General features: G+C 74.9%; 15 protein-coding genes. All 15 read right to left on the reverse strand.

Annotated features, from left to right (window positions below; all coding sequences use genetic code 11):
* Positions 1-116 precede the first annotated feature (116 nt).
* The 15 genes from ACWEGE_RS04825 to ACWEGE_RS04895 all read right to left on the reverse strand — a co-directional run bounded on the left by ACWEGE_RS04825 (position 117) and on the right by ACWEGE_RS04895 (position 16492).
* Positions 117-491: a helix-turn-helix domain-containing protein gene (locus ACWEGE_RS04825; protein WP_449659087.1), complete on the reverse strand. Its 375-nt coding sequence runs from the start codon at positions 489-491 to the stop codon at positions 117-119.
* 413 nt (positions 492-904) lie between these two features.
* Positions 905-1738, reverse strand: coding sequence for a hypothetical protein (locus ACWEGE_RS04830; RefSeq protein WP_449659088.1), 834 nt, complete (start codon positions 1736-1738; stop codon positions 905-907).
* Positions 1731-2486, reverse strand: a complete 756-nt coding sequence (locus tag ACWEGE_RS04835) for an ABC transporter permease (RefSeq protein ID WP_449659089.1) — start codon at positions 2484-2486, stop codon at positions 1731-1733. The genes ACWEGE_RS04830 and ACWEGE_RS04835 overlap by 8 nt, the downstream gene beginning before the upstream one ends.
* Complete coding sequence (locus ACWEGE_RS04840; protein WP_449659090.1) at positions 2483-3466, reverse strand: ABC transporter ATP-binding protein; 984 nt, start codon at positions 3464-3466, stop codon at positions 2483-2485. The genes ACWEGE_RS04835 and ACWEGE_RS04840 overlap by 4 nt, the downstream gene beginning before the upstream one ends.
* On the reverse strand, positions 3463-4641 hold the full coding sequence (locus ACWEGE_RS04845; RefSeq protein WP_449659091.1) for a hypothetical protein: 1179 nt from the start codon (positions 4639-4641) through the stop codon (positions 3463-3465). Before ACWEGE_RS04845 ends, ACWEGE_RS04840 begins: the two co-directional genes overlap by 4 nt.
* Complete coding sequence (locus ACWEGE_RS04850) at positions 4638-5477, reverse strand: hypothetical protein (protein WP_449659092.1); 840 nt, start codon at positions 5475-5477, stop codon at positions 4638-4640. The genes ACWEGE_RS04845 and ACWEGE_RS04850 overlap by 4 nt, the downstream gene beginning before the upstream one ends.
* Positions 5474-6700, reverse strand: coding sequence for a M16 family metallopeptidase (locus tag ACWEGE_RS04855; RefSeq protein ID WP_449659093.1), 1227 nt, complete (start codon positions 6698-6700; stop codon positions 5474-5476). Before ACWEGE_RS04855 ends, ACWEGE_RS04850 begins: the two co-directional genes overlap by 4 nt.
* Positions 6701-7127: 427 nt before the next feature.
* A complete protein-coding gene (asnB, locus tag ACWEGE_RS04860) occupies positions 7128-8906 on the reverse strand; it encodes an asparagine synthase (glutamine-hydrolyzing) (RefSeq protein ID WP_449659094.1) in 1779 nt (592 codons plus the stop codon).
* Positions 8894-9544, reverse strand: a complete 651-nt coding sequence (locus ACWEGE_RS04865; protein WP_449659095.1) for a 2OG-Fe(II) oxygenase family protein — start codon at positions 9542-9544, stop codon at positions 8894-8896. The genes asnB and ACWEGE_RS04865 overlap by 13 nt, the downstream gene beginning before the upstream one ends.
* The gene (locus ACWEGE_RS04870) at positions 9541-11190 is read right to left on the reverse strand and encodes an asparagine synthase-related protein (RefSeq protein ID WP_449659096.1); all 1650 of its coding nucleotides are present in this window, start codon (positions 11188-11190) and stop codon (positions 9541-9543) included. The genes ACWEGE_RS04865 and ACWEGE_RS04870 overlap by 4 nt, the downstream gene beginning before the upstream one ends.
* Positions 11187-11834 carry a hypothetical protein gene (locus tag ACWEGE_RS04875; protein ID WP_449659097.1) on the reverse strand — a complete coding sequence of 216 codons (648 nt, stop codon included), beginning with the start codon at positions 11832-11834 and terminating at the stop codon, positions 11187-11189. Before ACWEGE_RS04875 ends, ACWEGE_RS04870 begins: the two co-directional genes overlap by 4 nt.
* On the reverse strand, positions 11831-14110 hold the full coding sequence (locus ACWEGE_RS04880) for an ATP-grasp domain-containing protein (RefSeq protein ID WP_449659098.1): 2280 nt from the start codon (positions 14108-14110) through the stop codon (positions 11831-11833). The genes ACWEGE_RS04875 and ACWEGE_RS04880 overlap by 4 nt, the downstream gene beginning before the upstream one ends.
* On the reverse strand, positions 14107-15114 hold the full coding sequence (locus ACWEGE_RS04885) for a class I SAM-dependent methyltransferase (RefSeq protein ID WP_449659099.1): 1008 nt from the start codon (positions 15112-15114) through the stop codon (positions 14107-14109). The genes ACWEGE_RS04880 and ACWEGE_RS04885 overlap by 4 nt, the downstream gene beginning before the upstream one ends.
* Positions 15111-15749 (reverse strand): DUF6875 domain-containing protein, encoded by a 639-nt coding sequence (locus tag ACWEGE_RS04890; protein WP_449659100.1) that lies wholly within the window; start codon positions 15747-15749, stop codon positions 15111-15113. Before ACWEGE_RS04890 ends, ACWEGE_RS04885 begins: the two co-directional genes overlap by 4 nt.
* Entirely contained in the window at positions 15746-16492 is a 747-nt protein-coding gene (locus ACWEGE_RS04895) for an aspartate/glutamate racemase family protein (protein ID WP_449659101.1), read from the reverse strand. The genes ACWEGE_RS04890 and ACWEGE_RS04895 overlap by 4 nt, the downstream gene beginning before the upstream one ends.

A 16492-nucleotide genomic window follows, 5' to 3' on the forward strand; every position in this document is an offset into this window, starting at 1 on the left:
GGCTGGACGAAGCCCAGGAAGCCCGCAAGCGCGTCGACGCCGAACTGGCGTCGGCGAAGACCGAGGCGGAAGCCTGGCGCGAGACGGCGACCGTGGCGGCCAGCGACCAACCCGCCTTACCACTCACGACCCCGACCCGGTGCACCGTCGTGGTCACCGCGGTTCCGGTGGTCACGGATCACCGACGGCGGAACCTTCGGCGGCCAGGTACCGACCTCCAGCGCCCCGGTCACGCAGGCCTTGGCGACCAGCGCCGCCCGGTTGACCGCGCCGAACTGCCGCTGCATGGCCTTGATGTGGTAGTCCACCGCCTGGCGGCTGAGGTGCAGCCGGCAGGCGATCTGCAGGCTCGAGGCACCGGTGGCGACGCCCTCGAGGATGAGGGCGTCGAGCCGGGAGAGGGGGCCGGCACCGGCCACGAGACCGCTGTCCTCGTCCGCGCCCGGCTCGACCGGCGTGGCGGAGCCGGCCGCCCGGTCCACAGTGGTCACCGGCGAGCTCCCCGGCCGCGCGGAGCCGAAGCAGCCGAGCATTCCGGCTGCCCGCCGGGGCCGATGCCCGGCGGCCCCGCCACGGCCGGCCGCACCGACATCCCACCGACCCGGAAGCCCAACACCCCCACCGAAGCCGGCCGCACCGACACCCCACCAATACGGATCCCCAGCACCCCCGCAGAGTCCGGCCGCCTCGACACCCCATCGGCGCCGGCACGCAGCACCCCGGCCGTGGGCGGGCGGTACCGGCGTGGCCCACCTGCTTCGGCGGCGCCCTGTTGTGCTCCGGACAGCGCGTGCATGGTGGCCTTCCTTCCCGGTGCGCTCGACTGGCTTCCAGCGTGCCGAGCGCCGTTCCCGCTCCGTTCCTCGCGCGTTACCGCCTGCCGGGCCGGGGCGCGGAGCACTCCTCAGCCGAGGCCGCCGGACCGGGCGGCACGCCGGAGGCCCCACGGCACCAGCACCGCGGCGGCGAGGGTCCACCCGCCCAGCACGAACAGTTCGCCGCCCAGCGCGGGCCAGGGGAAGGCACCACTCGCGGCCAGCTGCCGGATGCCGGCCAGCGCGTGGGTCATGGGGAGCACGGCACCGGCCTGCCCCGCCAGTCCCCCGGTGACCCGGGTGTTCACCCCGCTGAACAGCATCATCAGCACCAGCACCCCGGAGGTCAGGTAGCCGCGGGTCTCGGGGAACCGCATGCTGAACGGCGTCAGGGCGAGGGCCAGCGCGTAACAGGACAGGGTGCCCAGCACTTCCAGGCCGAAGATGCCCGGCAGCGCACCGAACGGGACGGCGGTGCCGGCGATCACCGGCAGCAGCGCGGTGGCCAGCGACGCGGTCAGGACCGCGTCGAAAGCCCAGTAGAGGCCGCGCGCGGCCAGCACGGGCAGGGCCGCGGCCCTGCCCAGCGCCAACAGCACCAGGGTGCCCGCCCGCCGCTCGGCCGCCACCGTCGACACCACGCCCAGCGCGCCGAGCGGACCGAGCAGGGCGGCGTTGCCCAGCGCGAGGTAGTCCTGGCTGCCCGGCACGCCGAGCAGCCGGCCGAGCGACGCGAAGAACGCCACCTGCGCGACCAGCCGCAGCACCCAGCCGAACAACCAGGACTTCCAGGTGAACATGCGCCGGTAGTCGGCGAAACCGCTGCTCACCCCGATCTGGAACAGGTACAGCTGCCGGTCCGCCGAGCGCAGCCGGCAGCCCACCACCCCGCGGTGCGGCGGGGCCGGAGTCGGTTCAGGCATGCAGTGCCACACCTCCGTCCCGGGCACGGCGGATCACCCGCCGCATGAAGAGCACGCCGGCCAGGTTCTGGACCCCGGCCAGCACCGCGAGCACCAGCAGCCGCCGGGGCAGCTCCACGGGCACCGCGTGCAGGGCGTCCCGCATCAGGTCGGCTCCCCAGGAGAGGAACCACCCGTGGCTCGCCGCGGCCAGCGGCGGGGGCAGCAGAGAGGCCGGCACGACGAGGCCGGCCAGCAGGTAACAGGGATAGGTGAGCGCGTTCTGGTAGGTCCGCGCGCCCCGGACCAGCACGAAGAGGGCGGCCAGCAGGATCGCCGAACCGACCGTGCCCGCGAAGGTGAGCAGGAGGGCCGTCAGGAAGGCGACGGGGGCGGCCACCCGCAGCGGGAAGCCGAAACCCCATCCCCCGATGACCGCGATCTCCGCCGCGGCGGGCAGGCACACCGCCTCGGTCGCGGCGATCCGCAGGATCAGCGACCGCGCGTACGACCGCGGCGCGGCCAGCAGCACCTCCAGCACACCCTCGCCGCGGTCGTGGTCGACGGCCTCGGAAGAGACGAACACCGCGTGCGACCACAGGGTCATCACGAAGCTGGTCAGGCCCACGGTGGCGGCCAGGTCCGGACGGCCGTTCTGCTGCACCACGGTGAAGAACACGACCGAGTAGAGCGGGACGAAGACCAGCAGGGACAGCACGCCGGGACGCCGGGCGACCAGCAGCAGGGCGGTGCGGACGTGTTCGCTCATCGGACGCTGAACTCCCGGTCCGGGATGATCGAGCGGTAGACGTCGTCGAGCCCCGGGGTGCTGATCGAGATCCCGGTGCAGCCCGCTTCGCCGAGCACCGCCAGTGTCCGGGCCAGCTGCTGCGTGCCGGACACCGTGCAGCGGAGGTCCCCGGTCGGGGTGCGGACCGGGGTGCCGGCCCCGCCGGTCGCGGCCAGCCGCTCCACCGCGCCGTCGGGGGCCGCGGCGACGCTGATCACCCGGTGCTCGGTGAACCCGGACAGCAGCTCCGCCGGGCTCCCGGCCGCGACGATCCGGCCCTGGTCGAGCAGCACCACCCGGTGGCTGAGTTCCTGGGCCTCGCGCATGTCGTGCGTCGTGAGCAGGATCGTGGTGCCGCGGTCCTGCAGCCGGCGCACGAGTTCGACGAACCCGAAGGCGGCGTTGGGGTCCAGGCCGGCGGTCGGCTCGTCGAGCACCAGCACCTCCGGGTCGGCGACCAGCGCGCGGGCCAGGTGCACCCGCTGCAGCATGCCCCGGGAGAACCGCTCCACCGGACGGTCCGCGTGCTCGGCCAGGCCCAGGTCCTGCAGCACCTCCCGGGAGCGCCGCCGTCCTTCCCGCCGGCCGAGCCCGCACATCGCGGCCCAGTAGCGCACGTTCTGCTCGGCGGTCAGCCGCCCGTAGAGCCCCCGCTCGCCGCCGAGGACCAGGCCGATGGCCGCGCGGACCTGCCGCGCCTGCGCGACCACGTCGTAGCCGGCCACCCGCACCCGGCCCGAGGTGGGGGTGAGCAGGGTGGACAGCACCCTGGCCAGGGTGGTCTTGCCCGCGCCGTTCGGCCCGAGCAGCCCCATCGTCTCGCCTCGCCCCACGGTGAAGGAGACGCCGTCGAGTGCGTTGCGGGGACCGGCTTTCCCGCCGCGGTAGACCCGCACGAGATCGGTCACCTCGATGCCGGGGGAAGCCGGGCCGGGCGACGGCGCGGTGCCGCTCCTCATGCTCGCCCCGGCCCGGCGGCGACCGCCTCGCGCTGCGCCGCGGCGATCCGGCCGGCCAGCTCCTGCGCCCGCCGGTACCGGTCGGGCGCGACCACCTGCTCGGCCACGAGCAGGAACGCGTCCAGCGGCGTGGTCAGCAGGGTGAGGTCGCCGTCCTCGTACAACGTGGACCGGTCGGCCGGAGCGAACCCGGTACCGCTGCGCAGTGGCATCCCGAAGACCGGGAAAGCGTTGCGCAGCCGCTCGGCCACGGAGCCGCCGGCGGCGAGCCGCCGACGCAGCCGCTCGGGCCGGGTTTCCCCGTCGGGGCCCGGGTTCCCCGCCGGCTCGACGGCGTCCCGGCGGGCCTGTTCCGCGGCCGCCGGGCCGGCCAGCGCCGCCCGGTACGCGGCAGGCGGGGCCGCGGCGGCACCGGCCGCGTCAGCCGCGAAGCCGACCAGTTCCAGCAGCTCCGGCGCCAGGGACCAGGCCGTGGCCGCCTGGGCGAGCTCGGCGGGGTCCGGGGCCTCCGCGGAGGTCAGCACGGCCAGGCAGTCCAGCGCGTCCCGGGCCCCGAACGGCCGCTGCAGCCGTTCCTCCGCGACGGCGAGCAGCTGCGCGGTGCTTTCCCGCGCCGGCATCGCGGCCCGCAGCGGAACCCGTTCGAAGTCGCCGGGGTAGGCGAAGGTGGCGATCTCCACGCACAGCTCGGGGTCGAGCCACGGATCGTCGGCGGGGCGGAACAGTCCCACCATCAGGTGTGCCCTCGCGCCCCACCCGGCGAGGGTCAGGATGAGGTCGCCGACGGGGAAGAGCTCCTCGACGGCCAGCGCGACCTTCCACAGCACCGCTTCGCCGGGGACCAGCAGGTCCAGGTCGCCGGAGGTGCGGACGACCCAGGGCGGCAGGAACCGGGCCAGCGCCGGTCCCTTCACCACCCGCGCGCCGTGCGACACGGCCACCTCGGCGATCTTCCGGTAGAGCGCGGTGCGTTCGCGATGCCGCCGCACCTCGTCGCCCGACCCGGTGCCGAGGCGGTGCCCTTCCCGGTCGGCCACCGAGAGCACCAGGGGTGGCAGGAGGTAGCTGGCCGAACGGGCCTGGTGCACCAGGACGTCGGGGGGCGCGTCCTCCGCGTCGAGCAGGGTGCGCAGGAGGTCGAGGGTGGGTTCGAAGGCGTCGCCGGGCGGAGTCATCGGGCACCCCGCAGGTCCTCGAGGGAACACCGCCAGTAGGTGCCGGTGAGCTCCCACCCCCGCCGGATCAGCGACGCGACCACGCGCTCGCCGTTGGCGGCATCGGCCCGGCTGTGCACGACGTTGCCGACCAGGGGCCGTCCCACCGCGCGGGCGTGCCGGGCGCACGCGGCGGACAGGGCGCCGATCAGAGCCCGGGCGTCGTACCCGTCCGCCACCAGGATGTCCACCAGGTCCACGAAGGACGTTCCGGTGAGGTCGTCGACGGCCGCGGTGAGGAGGGTGGCGTGGGCGATCGGGAGCCGTCCACCTTCGGTGGTCACCGAGGCCACGAGGGACACCCGGTCGGGCGCGGTCAGGTAGCCCTCGACGATCCGGTCCACCACCTCCTCGTCCTGCCGCAGCTCCCGCTCACCGTTCCCGGTCACGACGGCGCGGCGGAGCCAGCTCCGCACGTGCGCTTCGTCGCCGGCGCCGGCGGAGGGCGCGATGCGCACCCCGTCCGGTGGCCGGATCGTGGCGTCGAACGCGTCGGTGCAGCGGAGGTGGCTGAGGTCCCGGGCCAGCGGCGCGGCCGGCACGCCCGCACCCGGCACCCGGACCACCAGGTCCCGCCACCGGTCGCACGCGTGCTCCGCCAGCACCGTCCCGGCCAGCCGCCGCAGGGCCGCCGGGTCGGTGACGACCGGCTCGGGCGCGTACTCCACCAGGCAGTCGACGCGGCCGCCGGTGTCCGTGCTGGCGCCGGCCACACAGCGGTGGCCGTGGACCTCGTGCAGCAACCCGCTGCCGGTGAAGGAATCCCAGTCGGGGGCGGTCGTGGCGGGCGCGCTCATCGTCCCGCCTCCGGCCGCACGACCACGGTCAGGCCGGACAGCAGGCTCGCCGCCGCGGCGGCGATGGCGGCGTCCGGGACGGACCGCAGCGCGGCGGCCTCCTCCGCGGCCGACCACGGCCGGACCCCGGCGCCGGTCCCGCGGGCCAGCTGGATCGCCTGGCCGAGCGGGCTGTCCGCCTCCTCCAGCAGGTCGAAGACCGCGGCCTGGCGGGCGACGGTGAGCAGGCCGGCCGCCGCCCCGGCCGCGACCTCGGCCAGGCAGGAGCGCACGATGTCCAGCACCAGCGGGCCGTTTTCCGGTTCCGCGCCGACCAGCACGCGCCACGACCCGGCGTCGCGGTAACTGCGGTGCCAGGCCTGGAAGTGGTAGCCCAGGCCCTTCTCCACCCGCAGCCGGCGGTAGAGCAGCGAGCACGGCGCACCCCCGAGGAGGTGGCCGAGCACCGTGTAGGCGTGCCGGGCGGGATCATCCGCGGCCGGGGAGCGGCCGCCGATCGAGAGCCAGCAGTACCCGGCGGGCCAGTCCCGGGGTGGCGGGGCCGCGACGAACGGCGGCAGCTCGACGACGGCGGTTTCGCTTTCGCGGCGGGGAATCTCGTCGATCCCGGTCCCCCGCACCGCCTCGCTCACCTCTCGTGCGGTCAGCGGCCCGACCGCGATCAGCGCGAGCGGTGCGGTGGCGAGCAGGTCGTGGTGCACGGCGAGGACCCGGTCGCGGGACGCCGCCCGGACCTCTTCGGTCGTCCCGCCGACGGGACGGCCCAGCGGGTGGCCGGGGAACAGCTGCCCCACGAACGCGTCCTGGACGACGTCGGCGGGATCGGCGGCCGCGGCCGCGAGTTCCTGGAGCACGGCGGTGCGCTCGGTCTCGAAGCCCGCCGTGGTGATGGTGGGCCGGGCGACCGCGGTGGCCAGTGCGGCGAGCGCGGGCGCGGCGTGTTCGGGCAGCACCTGGGCGTGCAGCAGCATCAGCTCCAGCGCCGTCACCGCGTTGCCGCTGCCGCCGATCGCACCGATCTCTTCGGCCAGCGGCCGGGACGAGCCGGTGGGCGAGCTCATCAGCAGGTGCTCCAGCAGGTGCAGCGTGCCGCCCTGACCGGCCGGATCGTCACGCGATCCGGCGCCGACGGCCACCGCCACCGCGGCGGTGGCGAACCGGCGGTCGGTCCGGGCGAGCACGGGCACCCCGTTGTCGAGGGTCGTGCGGTCGACGGCGAACATCGGACCTCCTGGAACGAAACGGAAAAGGCGGGGAAGACGGGCCCGGCGCGGGGAACGCCGGGCCCGGTGACCTTCCCTCAGCGGGAACGGCAGGTCACTTGCCGATCTTGTCCAGCGTCGGGCGCATCCCGGTCGAGTGCCGGCGGGCCGGGGCGGTCTTGTCCAGGGTCGGGCGCATGCCCGTGGAGTGCTGACGCTCCATGGAATTCCTCCTCGTGACGAGCCGGAAGTGGATTCCGGCTGGGTTTTCCGAGCCCTTTTCGGTCTCGGCTCACAAAAATCTAGCCGACCCGAAACAGTTCAGACAAGGTCTCGCCGGAAGATTTTATAAATTGTTTTTCGACCACCAAAAAGGGCAGCAAAAAGTGTCGATCCCCATTCGCGCCGAAGATCGACCGAACACCCGAAACACGCGGTCAAACAGTCGTCACGTTCGCCAGACGACCCCGTTCACCTCGGCCAAGTCCATCCCTTCCACGAACAGACGGCACCACACTTCGGCCGACCACAACCGGAATTTCGTCCGCTCTTCGGCGTCGGCCACAATGGCCCGCCACCGGTCGTCCGGCACCTCCAGAACCGCGCGCAGCACACCCGATTCCAAGACGCGGTCGTCCAGTTCTTTGAGGTACGACGAGAGGGAAAAATTGAAGCCTGCCTTCTTGCGGTCCACGACCGCGGCCGGCAGCCGGCGGCGGGCGACCGCGGCCAAGCCGGCTTTCAGCACCGGCACCAGGTGCCGGTCCAGCGGCGCGTTCAGCGCGAAAGCGGCCAGAGCGGTGTCCAGGAACGGCTCCCGCGCCTCGATCGAGGCCTGCATCAGGTTCTTGTCCAGCCGGTTGAGCCCGTGGCTGAGGAACAACCGCAGGTCCGCGGCCAGCGCGACCGCCAGCGCCCGCCGCGGCCCCGGAAGGTGGGCGAAGGCCCGGTCCAGGGACTCGCGCAGCCGCCGTGCGTACCCGGCGTCGGCCGCGACCTCCACGCCCAGCGCCCGCCGCAACGCGCCGTTGCGGCGCGCGGGCACCTCCAACGAGCCGTCGGCGGCACCGAAGGCCAGCCGCGGCACCCGGTGCCGGGAGGGATAGCCGCCGAAGAGCTCGTCGGCACCTTCCCCGGACAGCAGCACGCGCAGGCCGTCCGCCCGGGCCCGGCGGGCCACCGTGGCGAGCGCCACGGAGTTCTGGTGCACCAGCGGGTATTCGAAGTGCCACACCGACGCGGCGAAGTGCTCCCGCCAGGCGTCGGCGCTCACCTCGACCGGGGTCAGCGGGCTGCCGGTGCACCGGGCCACCTCGGCGGCCCACCCGGTTTCGTCCGCCTCGGGCTGGTCCGGGAACGAAGCGACGTAGGCGGGCAGCGGCGCCCCATCGGCGTTCGCGAGGGCCAGCACCAGGCTCGAATCCAGCCCGCCGGAGCAGAGCACGCCCGCGCCCGTGCCGTCGTCCTGCGGCAAGCGACCGCGGACCGCCGTCCGCAGCGTGCTCTCCAGCTCGTCGTGCCACTCTTCCGGGGAGAGCGCCGCCTGGCGGGCCGCCTCCCCCGGGTCGATCAGGTCCGCGGGTTCGAACCACCGCCGCTGCCCGACCAGCCGGCCGGCGCCGTCGAACGTGAGCACGGCGCCGGGCGGCACCCGCCGGATGCCCCGCAGCGGCGTCTCGGCGCCGTTCGTCCAGTAGTCGGCGACCACGGCCCGCAGCGCCGCGGGGTCGGCGACCGCGGGCACGCCCCCGGCGAGCAGTGCCTTGATCTCACTCGCCACGAACCACCGCTCGCTGTGGCGGGCCAGGTAGAGCGGCTTCACCCCGAACCGGTCCCGGGCCACGGTCACCATCCCGGTGCCGCGGGCGACGTGCACGAAGGCGAACGGGCCTTCGAGGCGGGGCAACGCCTCGTCCCCCCACTCGTCCAGGGCCGCCAGCAGCGTCTCGGTGTCGCTGTCCCCGCGGTAGCTACGGCGGGGAAGCCGGGCCCGCACCGCGCGGTGGTTGTGGATTTCGCCGTTGAACACCAGCAGGCCGCCGTCGTCCATCGGCTGGTCCCCGGCCTCGCCGGGCCCGGTGACGGCGAGGCGGGCGGCGGCCACGGCGGCGGTGGGCCGGCCACGGGCCGCGACCCGGTCGGGACCGCGGTGCCGCAGCGCGGCGGCCATCCGCGCCGCCGTCTCCGGCGTCGCTCCCGGGCCCAGCACCGCCGCTACGCCACACATGCCGCCGTCCCCTCCGGATCGGCCACGAACTGGGCGAGCACGGTCCGTCTCGGCACCGGTGCCCGGGGGCTGATCCGGCGCACCGCGTGGAAGGAGCGGTCACTGCGGGCGAACAGCACCGAAGTGTTGAAGTCCGGCCGGATCGACGCGGCCACCGCGGCCGGGTCGTCGTCCTCCGGTGCGGTCAGGATGTCCAGGCCCCCGCCCCAGTCGGGACGCCAGGACCGGGAGAGGTAGAGGATCTGGGTGGCCACCCGGTCCGGCCGGTCGGTGTGCGCGGTCATGAACGTGCCCGCTCCGTACTCGCACAGCCGGACCTTGAGCCGGCAGCCGGTCAGCTCGGCGCCCGTCGCCGACCGCACGAACTCCCGGTAGTCCGGGGTGAGCAGCCAGTCGAGCAGCCGGTGCCACGGCTCGGGCAGCGCCGCGGCGACCGCGGTCCGCTCGCCGGCTTCGATCACCGTGCAGTCGCGCAGCAGGTAGTGCCCCTGGGGACTGCGCGACTCGCGCAGCAGGCCGGAGGGGAACCGGTCGGCGAGCTCCTCGGCGTAGGCGGTGTCCAGCAGGCCCGAAACGGCGGCCCAGGCGAACGGGACCCGGCTTCGGTCGACGATGGCGCCGGAGGCGATGAGGGTCATGACGCTCCTTGGGGACGGGGCAGGAGTACGCGGTTCACCGCGACCGCGCGGCGCTGCCGCTCCTGCCAGCAGAGGTACGAGTAGGCCAGCCAGAGCAGCCGCAGCTCCCGCGGATCGGCCGGCTCGTCCGAGGCGGCGAGGCGGGCCAGCCGGGCCGTGTCCAGGCCGAACAGGCCGGCCCCGCCGGCGAGGCGGTCGAGCAGGCGGTCCCTGGCCAGGGCCCGGAACCCCGTGAACGACAGGGCCTGCTGCTGCTTGCCGGCCCGGACCGCGGCCCAGCAGCCCAGCGCGTGCAGTTCGCGGCGCAGGTAGCGCTTCCCGAGCGCCTCTTCGCGGGAGCCGGCCGCGCGGAACCCCAGCCCGGACACCGACGGCGAGAGGAACGGGTGCCGCACCCGGACCCCGTGCCCGCCGTGCGCCACCGAGGCCGACCGCAGGTGCTCGGGCAGGAAGTGCTCGGCGTGGAACCGCTCGATCGACCGGGCCGGCGGTGCACCGTGCGGCATCAGCTCGCGCACCCGCTCGGGCACCTCCGCGGCAGCGATCCGGAGGTCGGCGTCGGCCAGGTACGGCGCCAGCACCTCGGGCGGCACGTGCACGGCGCAGCGGGCCGCCAGGTCCCGCGGATCACCGGTGACCGCGCCGACGCGGTCGATCCGGTTCCAGCCGACCAGCGGGTGATCGGCGGCCACCCCGGAGAGGACGACCGGGCTGCCGCCCTCGGCCGCGGCCCGGCCGAGGTACCAGAAGGTCGGCACCCCGATCGCCATGACCGGCGCGCCCAGCGCCCCGGCCAGGTCGTCCACCACGTCGAGGAACGACTCGTCCGCGGGGATGCGGAACTCCCGGTGGTCGGCGCCGATCTCGCGGGCGACCTCCGCGGCCCAGGCGCGGTCGGCGTCGTCGTTGCGGTAGAAAGCGGTGTAGGTGCGCAGGTTCCGGGAACGCGGCAGCGCGTGCACGATCAGCGACGTGTCGACGCCGCCGCTCAGGTGCACCGCGAAGGCGTCCCCGCCGAGCGTCGACGAGGCGGCGGCGAGCGCCGCGGCCAGCTCCCCGGTCCGCGGCGGTGGCAGGTCCTCGTCGCCGCGCCCCGGGAAGCCGCGGGTGCCGCGGAGCCGTCGCGGCCCCCCGGGCCCGAGCAGGTGCAGCGCGCCGGCCGGCACCGGCCGGACCCCGTCGAGGAACCAGCTGTCCGCCAGGGGGTAGTTCAGCAGGAGGTACTGCGCGAAGCCCGGCAAGCTCGGCCGGTCGGCGCCGGCCGCGCTCGCCACCTCCGCCGGCTCGGTGCCGACGGCCGTCCGGTCCGCCGCGCGGGCGAAGAACAGGCTGCCCAGCCCGCCCGCGTCGCGCGCCGCGTAGGTGCGCCCGGTCCGGCGGTCGGCGAGCACGAGCGAGTACCCGCCGTCCACCTGGTCCAGGAAGGTCTCGCCGCGGTCCAGGAAGGCCGCGATCAGCCGTTCGGCGGCCGCCGGACCGGACAGCACGGTCCCTTCGCCGCATTCGAGGTAGCCGTGGAAGGCCAGGGTGACCGTCTCCCCGGCCGCTTCGGCCAGCCCGGCTTCGGCGTCGGCGGGCGCGATCCGGAGCAGGTCACCGGACCAGGCGAACCCCCGGTCACCGTGCGGAACCACCGTCGTGGTCATGCCCTCGCCCCTTCCCCCGCGAGCCGGCGTCCGGCCAGGGCGGCGATGCTCCGCACCACCGGGTGGGCGAGCAGCGGCTCCATCGCCTTGCGGGTGTCGGTCTCCGTCGTGTCGAGGACCAGAACGGAGTCCCCGGCACGCGGGTCCTCGCGCAGCAGCGCGGCACATCCGGCCCAGTACTCCTCGTAGGCCTGCCCGGGATCGCCCAGCTGCGAGCCGGTGCCGCCGCGGCACGAGAGCCGCTTCAGGCGCGCCTCACGGGAGGCCGCCAGCAGCACGGTCAGTTCCGGCCGGGGCAGCAGGAAGTGCGGCCGGCACGGGGCCGAGAGCGCCTCGGCGGGGGACGACCCGCAGTTCCACCCGTGCTGGACGGCACTGGAGAACCAGTAGCGATCGACCACCAAGGCGGCCGCACCGGAGCGCCGGGCCGACTCGACCGTCCACGCGCACGCGCTGAGGTACATCAGGTACGAGGCCAGGCCACCGGCCCCGTGCAGGGCGGCGCGGACGCCGCGGTAGAGGTCGCCGGGCGTCTGCGCCCGCGGGACCCCCAGTGTCTCGGCCAGCACCCGGGTCAGGTGGCTCTTGCCCGTGCCGTCGAGACCTTCGAAGGCGATCAGGCGCGGCTGCGCGGGCGCGGTCACCGCGGCACCTCCGGAGCCGGCGGGCCGGGGTAGATCACGTCGCGGAACTCGGTGCCGCCCAGCCGCCGGGGGCGGCTGACCACCGGTGCCACGCCGCGGACCTGTTCGGGTGGCTCGTCGCCTTCGCCCAGCAGCGCCAGCACGTGCGGCTCGTCGCGGTCGGGCGAGACCGCGACGCCGGGGCCGGGCTCGGCGCCGAGGAAGTACAGCAGGCCCAGCAGTTCCACGTCGACACCGGTGCTGCGGCGGACGAGTTCGGGGATGAGGCCACCGGTCACCCGCGGGGAGAACTCCAGGACGTGCAACGTCGCGGTGCCCGCTTCCCACAGCGCTTCGATCTCGTACACGCCGCCGTTCAGCCCCAGCCCCTTGGCGAGGAGCCGGAGATCCCGGTCGAGCGCGGCCTGCGCCTCCGGCGGCACGCCTCCGGTGCCGAAGGCGCACCAGTGGAAGTCGGTCAGCTCGTCCCGGCGCTGCGCGAGCCCGCGCACCGGGAAGAAGCCGGCGAGCTCACCGGCGCGGACCAGGAACGGCACGGTGAGGAACAGCGTGGCGCCGCTGAGGTCCGGCTCCAGCACGATCCCGTGCGGATCGGCGTCCGGGTAGCCGTCGATGAACCGGTCGTACCCGGCGAGCAGCGATCGTTCGCGCAGCCGCCGGAAGGAGCGCTCGTACTCGGCCAGCCCGGCGGCGTCCGCGACCCGCTTCACCAGCATGCTGGCGAACCCGAAGTCCGGTTTGACCACGGCGGGGTACGGCAGGGCGGCGCGGTCCTCGACGAGGTCGAGCTTGTGCTTGGCGACCACCGTGACACCGAGCTCGCCCAGCACCGCGGCGAGCTTGGTCTTCACCAGCATCTCCAGGCAGACCTCGGCGAAGTTGGGCGTCCCGACCGCCGCCCGGTGCTCGGCGACCCAGTACACGCCGCTTTCGTGGCAGCACATGAGCCGGGCTCCCGGCGGCGGGGCCGGGCGGCCGGCCACGGCGGCGGCGGTCAGCACGCGCACCCCGGTCACCTCGGGCGGCGGGGCGCCGTCCGGGAGGACGACGGTCAACGGCACCCCGCTCACCGCCGCGGCTTCGGCGACCGTGGCCAGCTGAGCCCGGTTGGGGAACACGATCAACGTCTCCGTGGGCTCGTCCGGCACGGGTCCCTCCTCGGGCTTGGGCACGCCTCGCTGCGGAGCGGGCGATCCGTGGTCGATGTGGTACGGGAGGACCTTGTGCCGGACCGGCAGCCTGCCGTGCTCGGCAACGCCGCCTTCGATGAGGTCCACCAGGCCGAACCCGGCGGCTTCGAGCATCATCGGGAACGCGCTGCCGTCCATCAGGCCGGGCAGCGTGTTGATTTCGAGGAAGTACAGCTCGCCGTCCCGGACGAGGAAGTCGAGCCGGGCGAAGCCGAAGACCCCCAGCTGCTCGAAGATCCGGACCGAGGCTTCCTTGACGCGCCGGGTGTCCCCGGTGTCGCGGGTGTGCAGCAGCGGCCGCACGCAGCCGGACGCGTGCTTTTCGCGGTGACCGAGGAAGCCCCGCGCGGTCACCGCCTCCACCACCGGCAGGGCCACGGCGCCCGCCTCGGTGCGGATCACCCCGCAGGTCAGCTCGGTGCCGTCGACGAACTCCTGCACCAGGACCTGGTCGTCGTAGGGCAGCACCTCGGCGACCGCGTCGGCCAGCGCCGCGCCGTCCGGGACGCGGACCAGCTCGGTGAGCAGCGACGCTCCCATGCGGTTGGGTTTGACGACCGCGGGCCGGCCACCGAGTTCCGCCGCCACCGCGGCCGCCCACTTCCGCAGGGCCGCCGGCGAACCGCTCGCGGACCGCGGGGTCATCCAGCAGGCCGGGGTGCGGAGGCCGGGCACCAGGCCGGCCGCCACCACGGCCTGGAGCCGCTTGTCCATCCCCAGCGCGGAAGCCAGCACGGGACCGAAGTTCCCCCGCAGCCCGAGCACCTCGGCAACGCCCTGCCAGGAACCGTCCTCTCCTTCGTTCCCGTGCAGGAGCGAGAAGACGAAGGCCCCGGATTCCTTCAGCAGGCGAAGTCCCTCGTACACCGGAAGGTCCTCGCCGGCGCTCAGTTCCGCTTCCGTGCCGGGCCACGGCCCGTGCGCGAAGTAGCGGACGCCGCCCTGTCTCGTGAGGTACACGACGGCGGCGAGGGACAGCCGGCCGGGTGCGGACTCGATCGCCGCACGCACGCGGCGGTAGCTGTGCAGGGAAGCGTCGTGCTCGGTACTGCGCCCGCCGACCAGCAGCACCAGCTCGGTGGTCATCGCCGCACCGGTCCCCTCGCCACGAGGTAGGTGGCTTCGTCGGTGCGCTCGAGTTCCACCCACGCGAAGGCGGTGCCGAGCAAGGCGGCGGCCTCCTCGGCCGGCAACCCGAACGCGGTGGTCCGGAACGGCTGGGCCGCCACCCACCGGGCGGGGCGCGGCAGGAACATCCGGGAGCAGAGCACGCCCTCGCCGGTCAGCAGCCGGGCGAGTTCGCGCACCGCGGCGGGCCGGTCGCCGTCCGGCATGCAGTGCAGGCAGCCGATGTCCAGGGCCACGTCGAACGAAGCGTCCGGCCACGGCAGCCCGGTGGCGTCGGCGGCCACCAGCTCCACCTCCGGGCCGACCAGGCGCCGGGCCCGCGCGACGGCCGACGCCGAGATGTCCGCCCCGGCGACCCGGTAGCCCGCGCCGGCCAGCCGGCGGGCGTTCTTGCCGTAGCCGCAGCCGAGGTCGAGCACCCGGGCGCCGGGCGCGGCCACCGCGGTCAGCCGGTCGAGCACGTCGGCTTCCAGCGGCACGAAGTTCCACGGCACGGTGTACGGGTCTTCGTAGACCCCTTCCATGCTGTCGGCCCGTTCGGCGCCGCGGGTGAAGTCGTGGCGGACCGAGTGCAGTCCCCCGGCCGCCGCCTCGAAGCCCTCCTCGGACAGCAGCGGCAGCAGGGTCTCGCCGAGCGGCCCGGGGACGGCCAGCCGCCAGGTGCCGAGGCCGTCGCGGAAGGCCTTGGCCGCGGTCCGGACCGCCAGCCGCACCGCCTCGGCGACCACGGCCGGCGCGGCGGCACGCAGCGCGTGGTCGGGAACCAGCTCGATCCCGCCGGGGACCGTGGCCGCCCGCACCGAACCCAGCCGGGTCTCGCGGTCGCCGCGGACTTCGAAGTCGATCCGGTCCCCGCCGCGTGGCCGCGCGGCCACGAGGTGCAGCTCGGGACCCACCACGCAGTAGCGGTCCTGGTCGCCGGGCAGCGCCGGCACGGTGTTCGCGATCGGTTGTGTGCTCATCGGGTTTCCTCGTGGTCGGCCGTGGCTGGACGGAAGGACTCGCTGCCCCGTCCCGGGTCGATGCCGGGGCCGCTGGCCCGGAAGATCCGGTGCAGCGGCGGCTGGCCGGCCAGGAACAGCTCGTCGTGCGGGGTGGAGTGGCGGAGGGCGAGCGCCGGCCAGGGCGACCGCGCGACCGGCAGGCCGGCGTTGCGGACGCTGGTGTCCGGGCTCCGCGGGAAGAACTCGCCCGTGGTGAGGCCCTCGGCGAGCAACCGGGGTTTGACCCGTTCCCGGACGCCGGTGACCAGCGCGCCGTCCGCGGACGGCGCCGTGTACACCACGACGAGGCAGGACAGCAGGGCCTCCGCCGGTGGCAGGGCCGCGGCCCGCCGCCGGAACCGGGCCGCGCGCGCCAGGAGCCAGCCGTCGAGGGCGGCCGGGTCCGAGCCGGGCAGCCCGCACTCGACGAGGAGGACCCGGCGACGTCGCAGCGCGGCCGGGATGTACGGGCAGAGCGCGCCGGGCCGCCCGAGAGCCGGTGCGGGCGCGGCCACCTCGTCGCGGATCCACCCGGCCGTGCGCACCGCCCATTCCGGAGCCGTGGGGTCGGCCGCCACGCCGGCCGCGTCGAACGCGGTGTCCGGGCCGGTCACGGCCGTGCTCCCGACGCGACGGGCTGCCGCTGCGCAACGAGGGTCCGCGCGCACGCATCGGCCAGGCAGCTGAGGCTGTCCACCACGGGCACGCCGAACTCGGCCCGGTCACGCAGCAGGTGGAGGTCGGTGCAGGCGAGCAGCACGGCGTCGACCGGCCCGGCGCAGGCCGCGAGGCGGCGCAACCGGGCCGCCGGGACACCGGACAGGTCACCGTCCAGGCAGCTCAGCACCAGGCTTTCCACCTCGCTCTGCGCCGCCGCGGGCGGGCGGGCGAACTCCACCCGTGCCGTGCTCCGGTACAGGTCCGAGGTGACCGTCGAACCGGTACCGAGCAGCAGGACCCGGCGCCTGCCGTCGGCCGCCAGCCGGTGGTGCACCGCGGCGACCATGTCGATCCAGCCCAGGGACCGGCCGCGCAGCAGGCCGGGCAGGTAGGCGTGCAGGGTGTTGCACGGGAGGACGACGTTGCGCACACCGGCGCCCTCGAAGAGGTCCAGTGCCGCCGCCAGCAACGCGGTGATCTCCGCGCGGTGGCCGTCGTCCGCGGTCCCGGTGATGAACCCCGTCTCCAGCCCGGCGGAGAGCGGGATGCTGTGGATGAACACGTCGGGGTAGGTACCGCCGGTGGCCTGCCGGTAGCGGGCGACCAGCAGCCGGTAGAGGTCGGCGGTGGCGATCGGGCCCACCCCGCCGATCACGCCGAGGCGGGCGGGTCCGGCCCGGTCCGGGATCGAGGTCAT

The organism is Amycolatopsis sp. NPDC004747, from assembly GCF_053601335.1.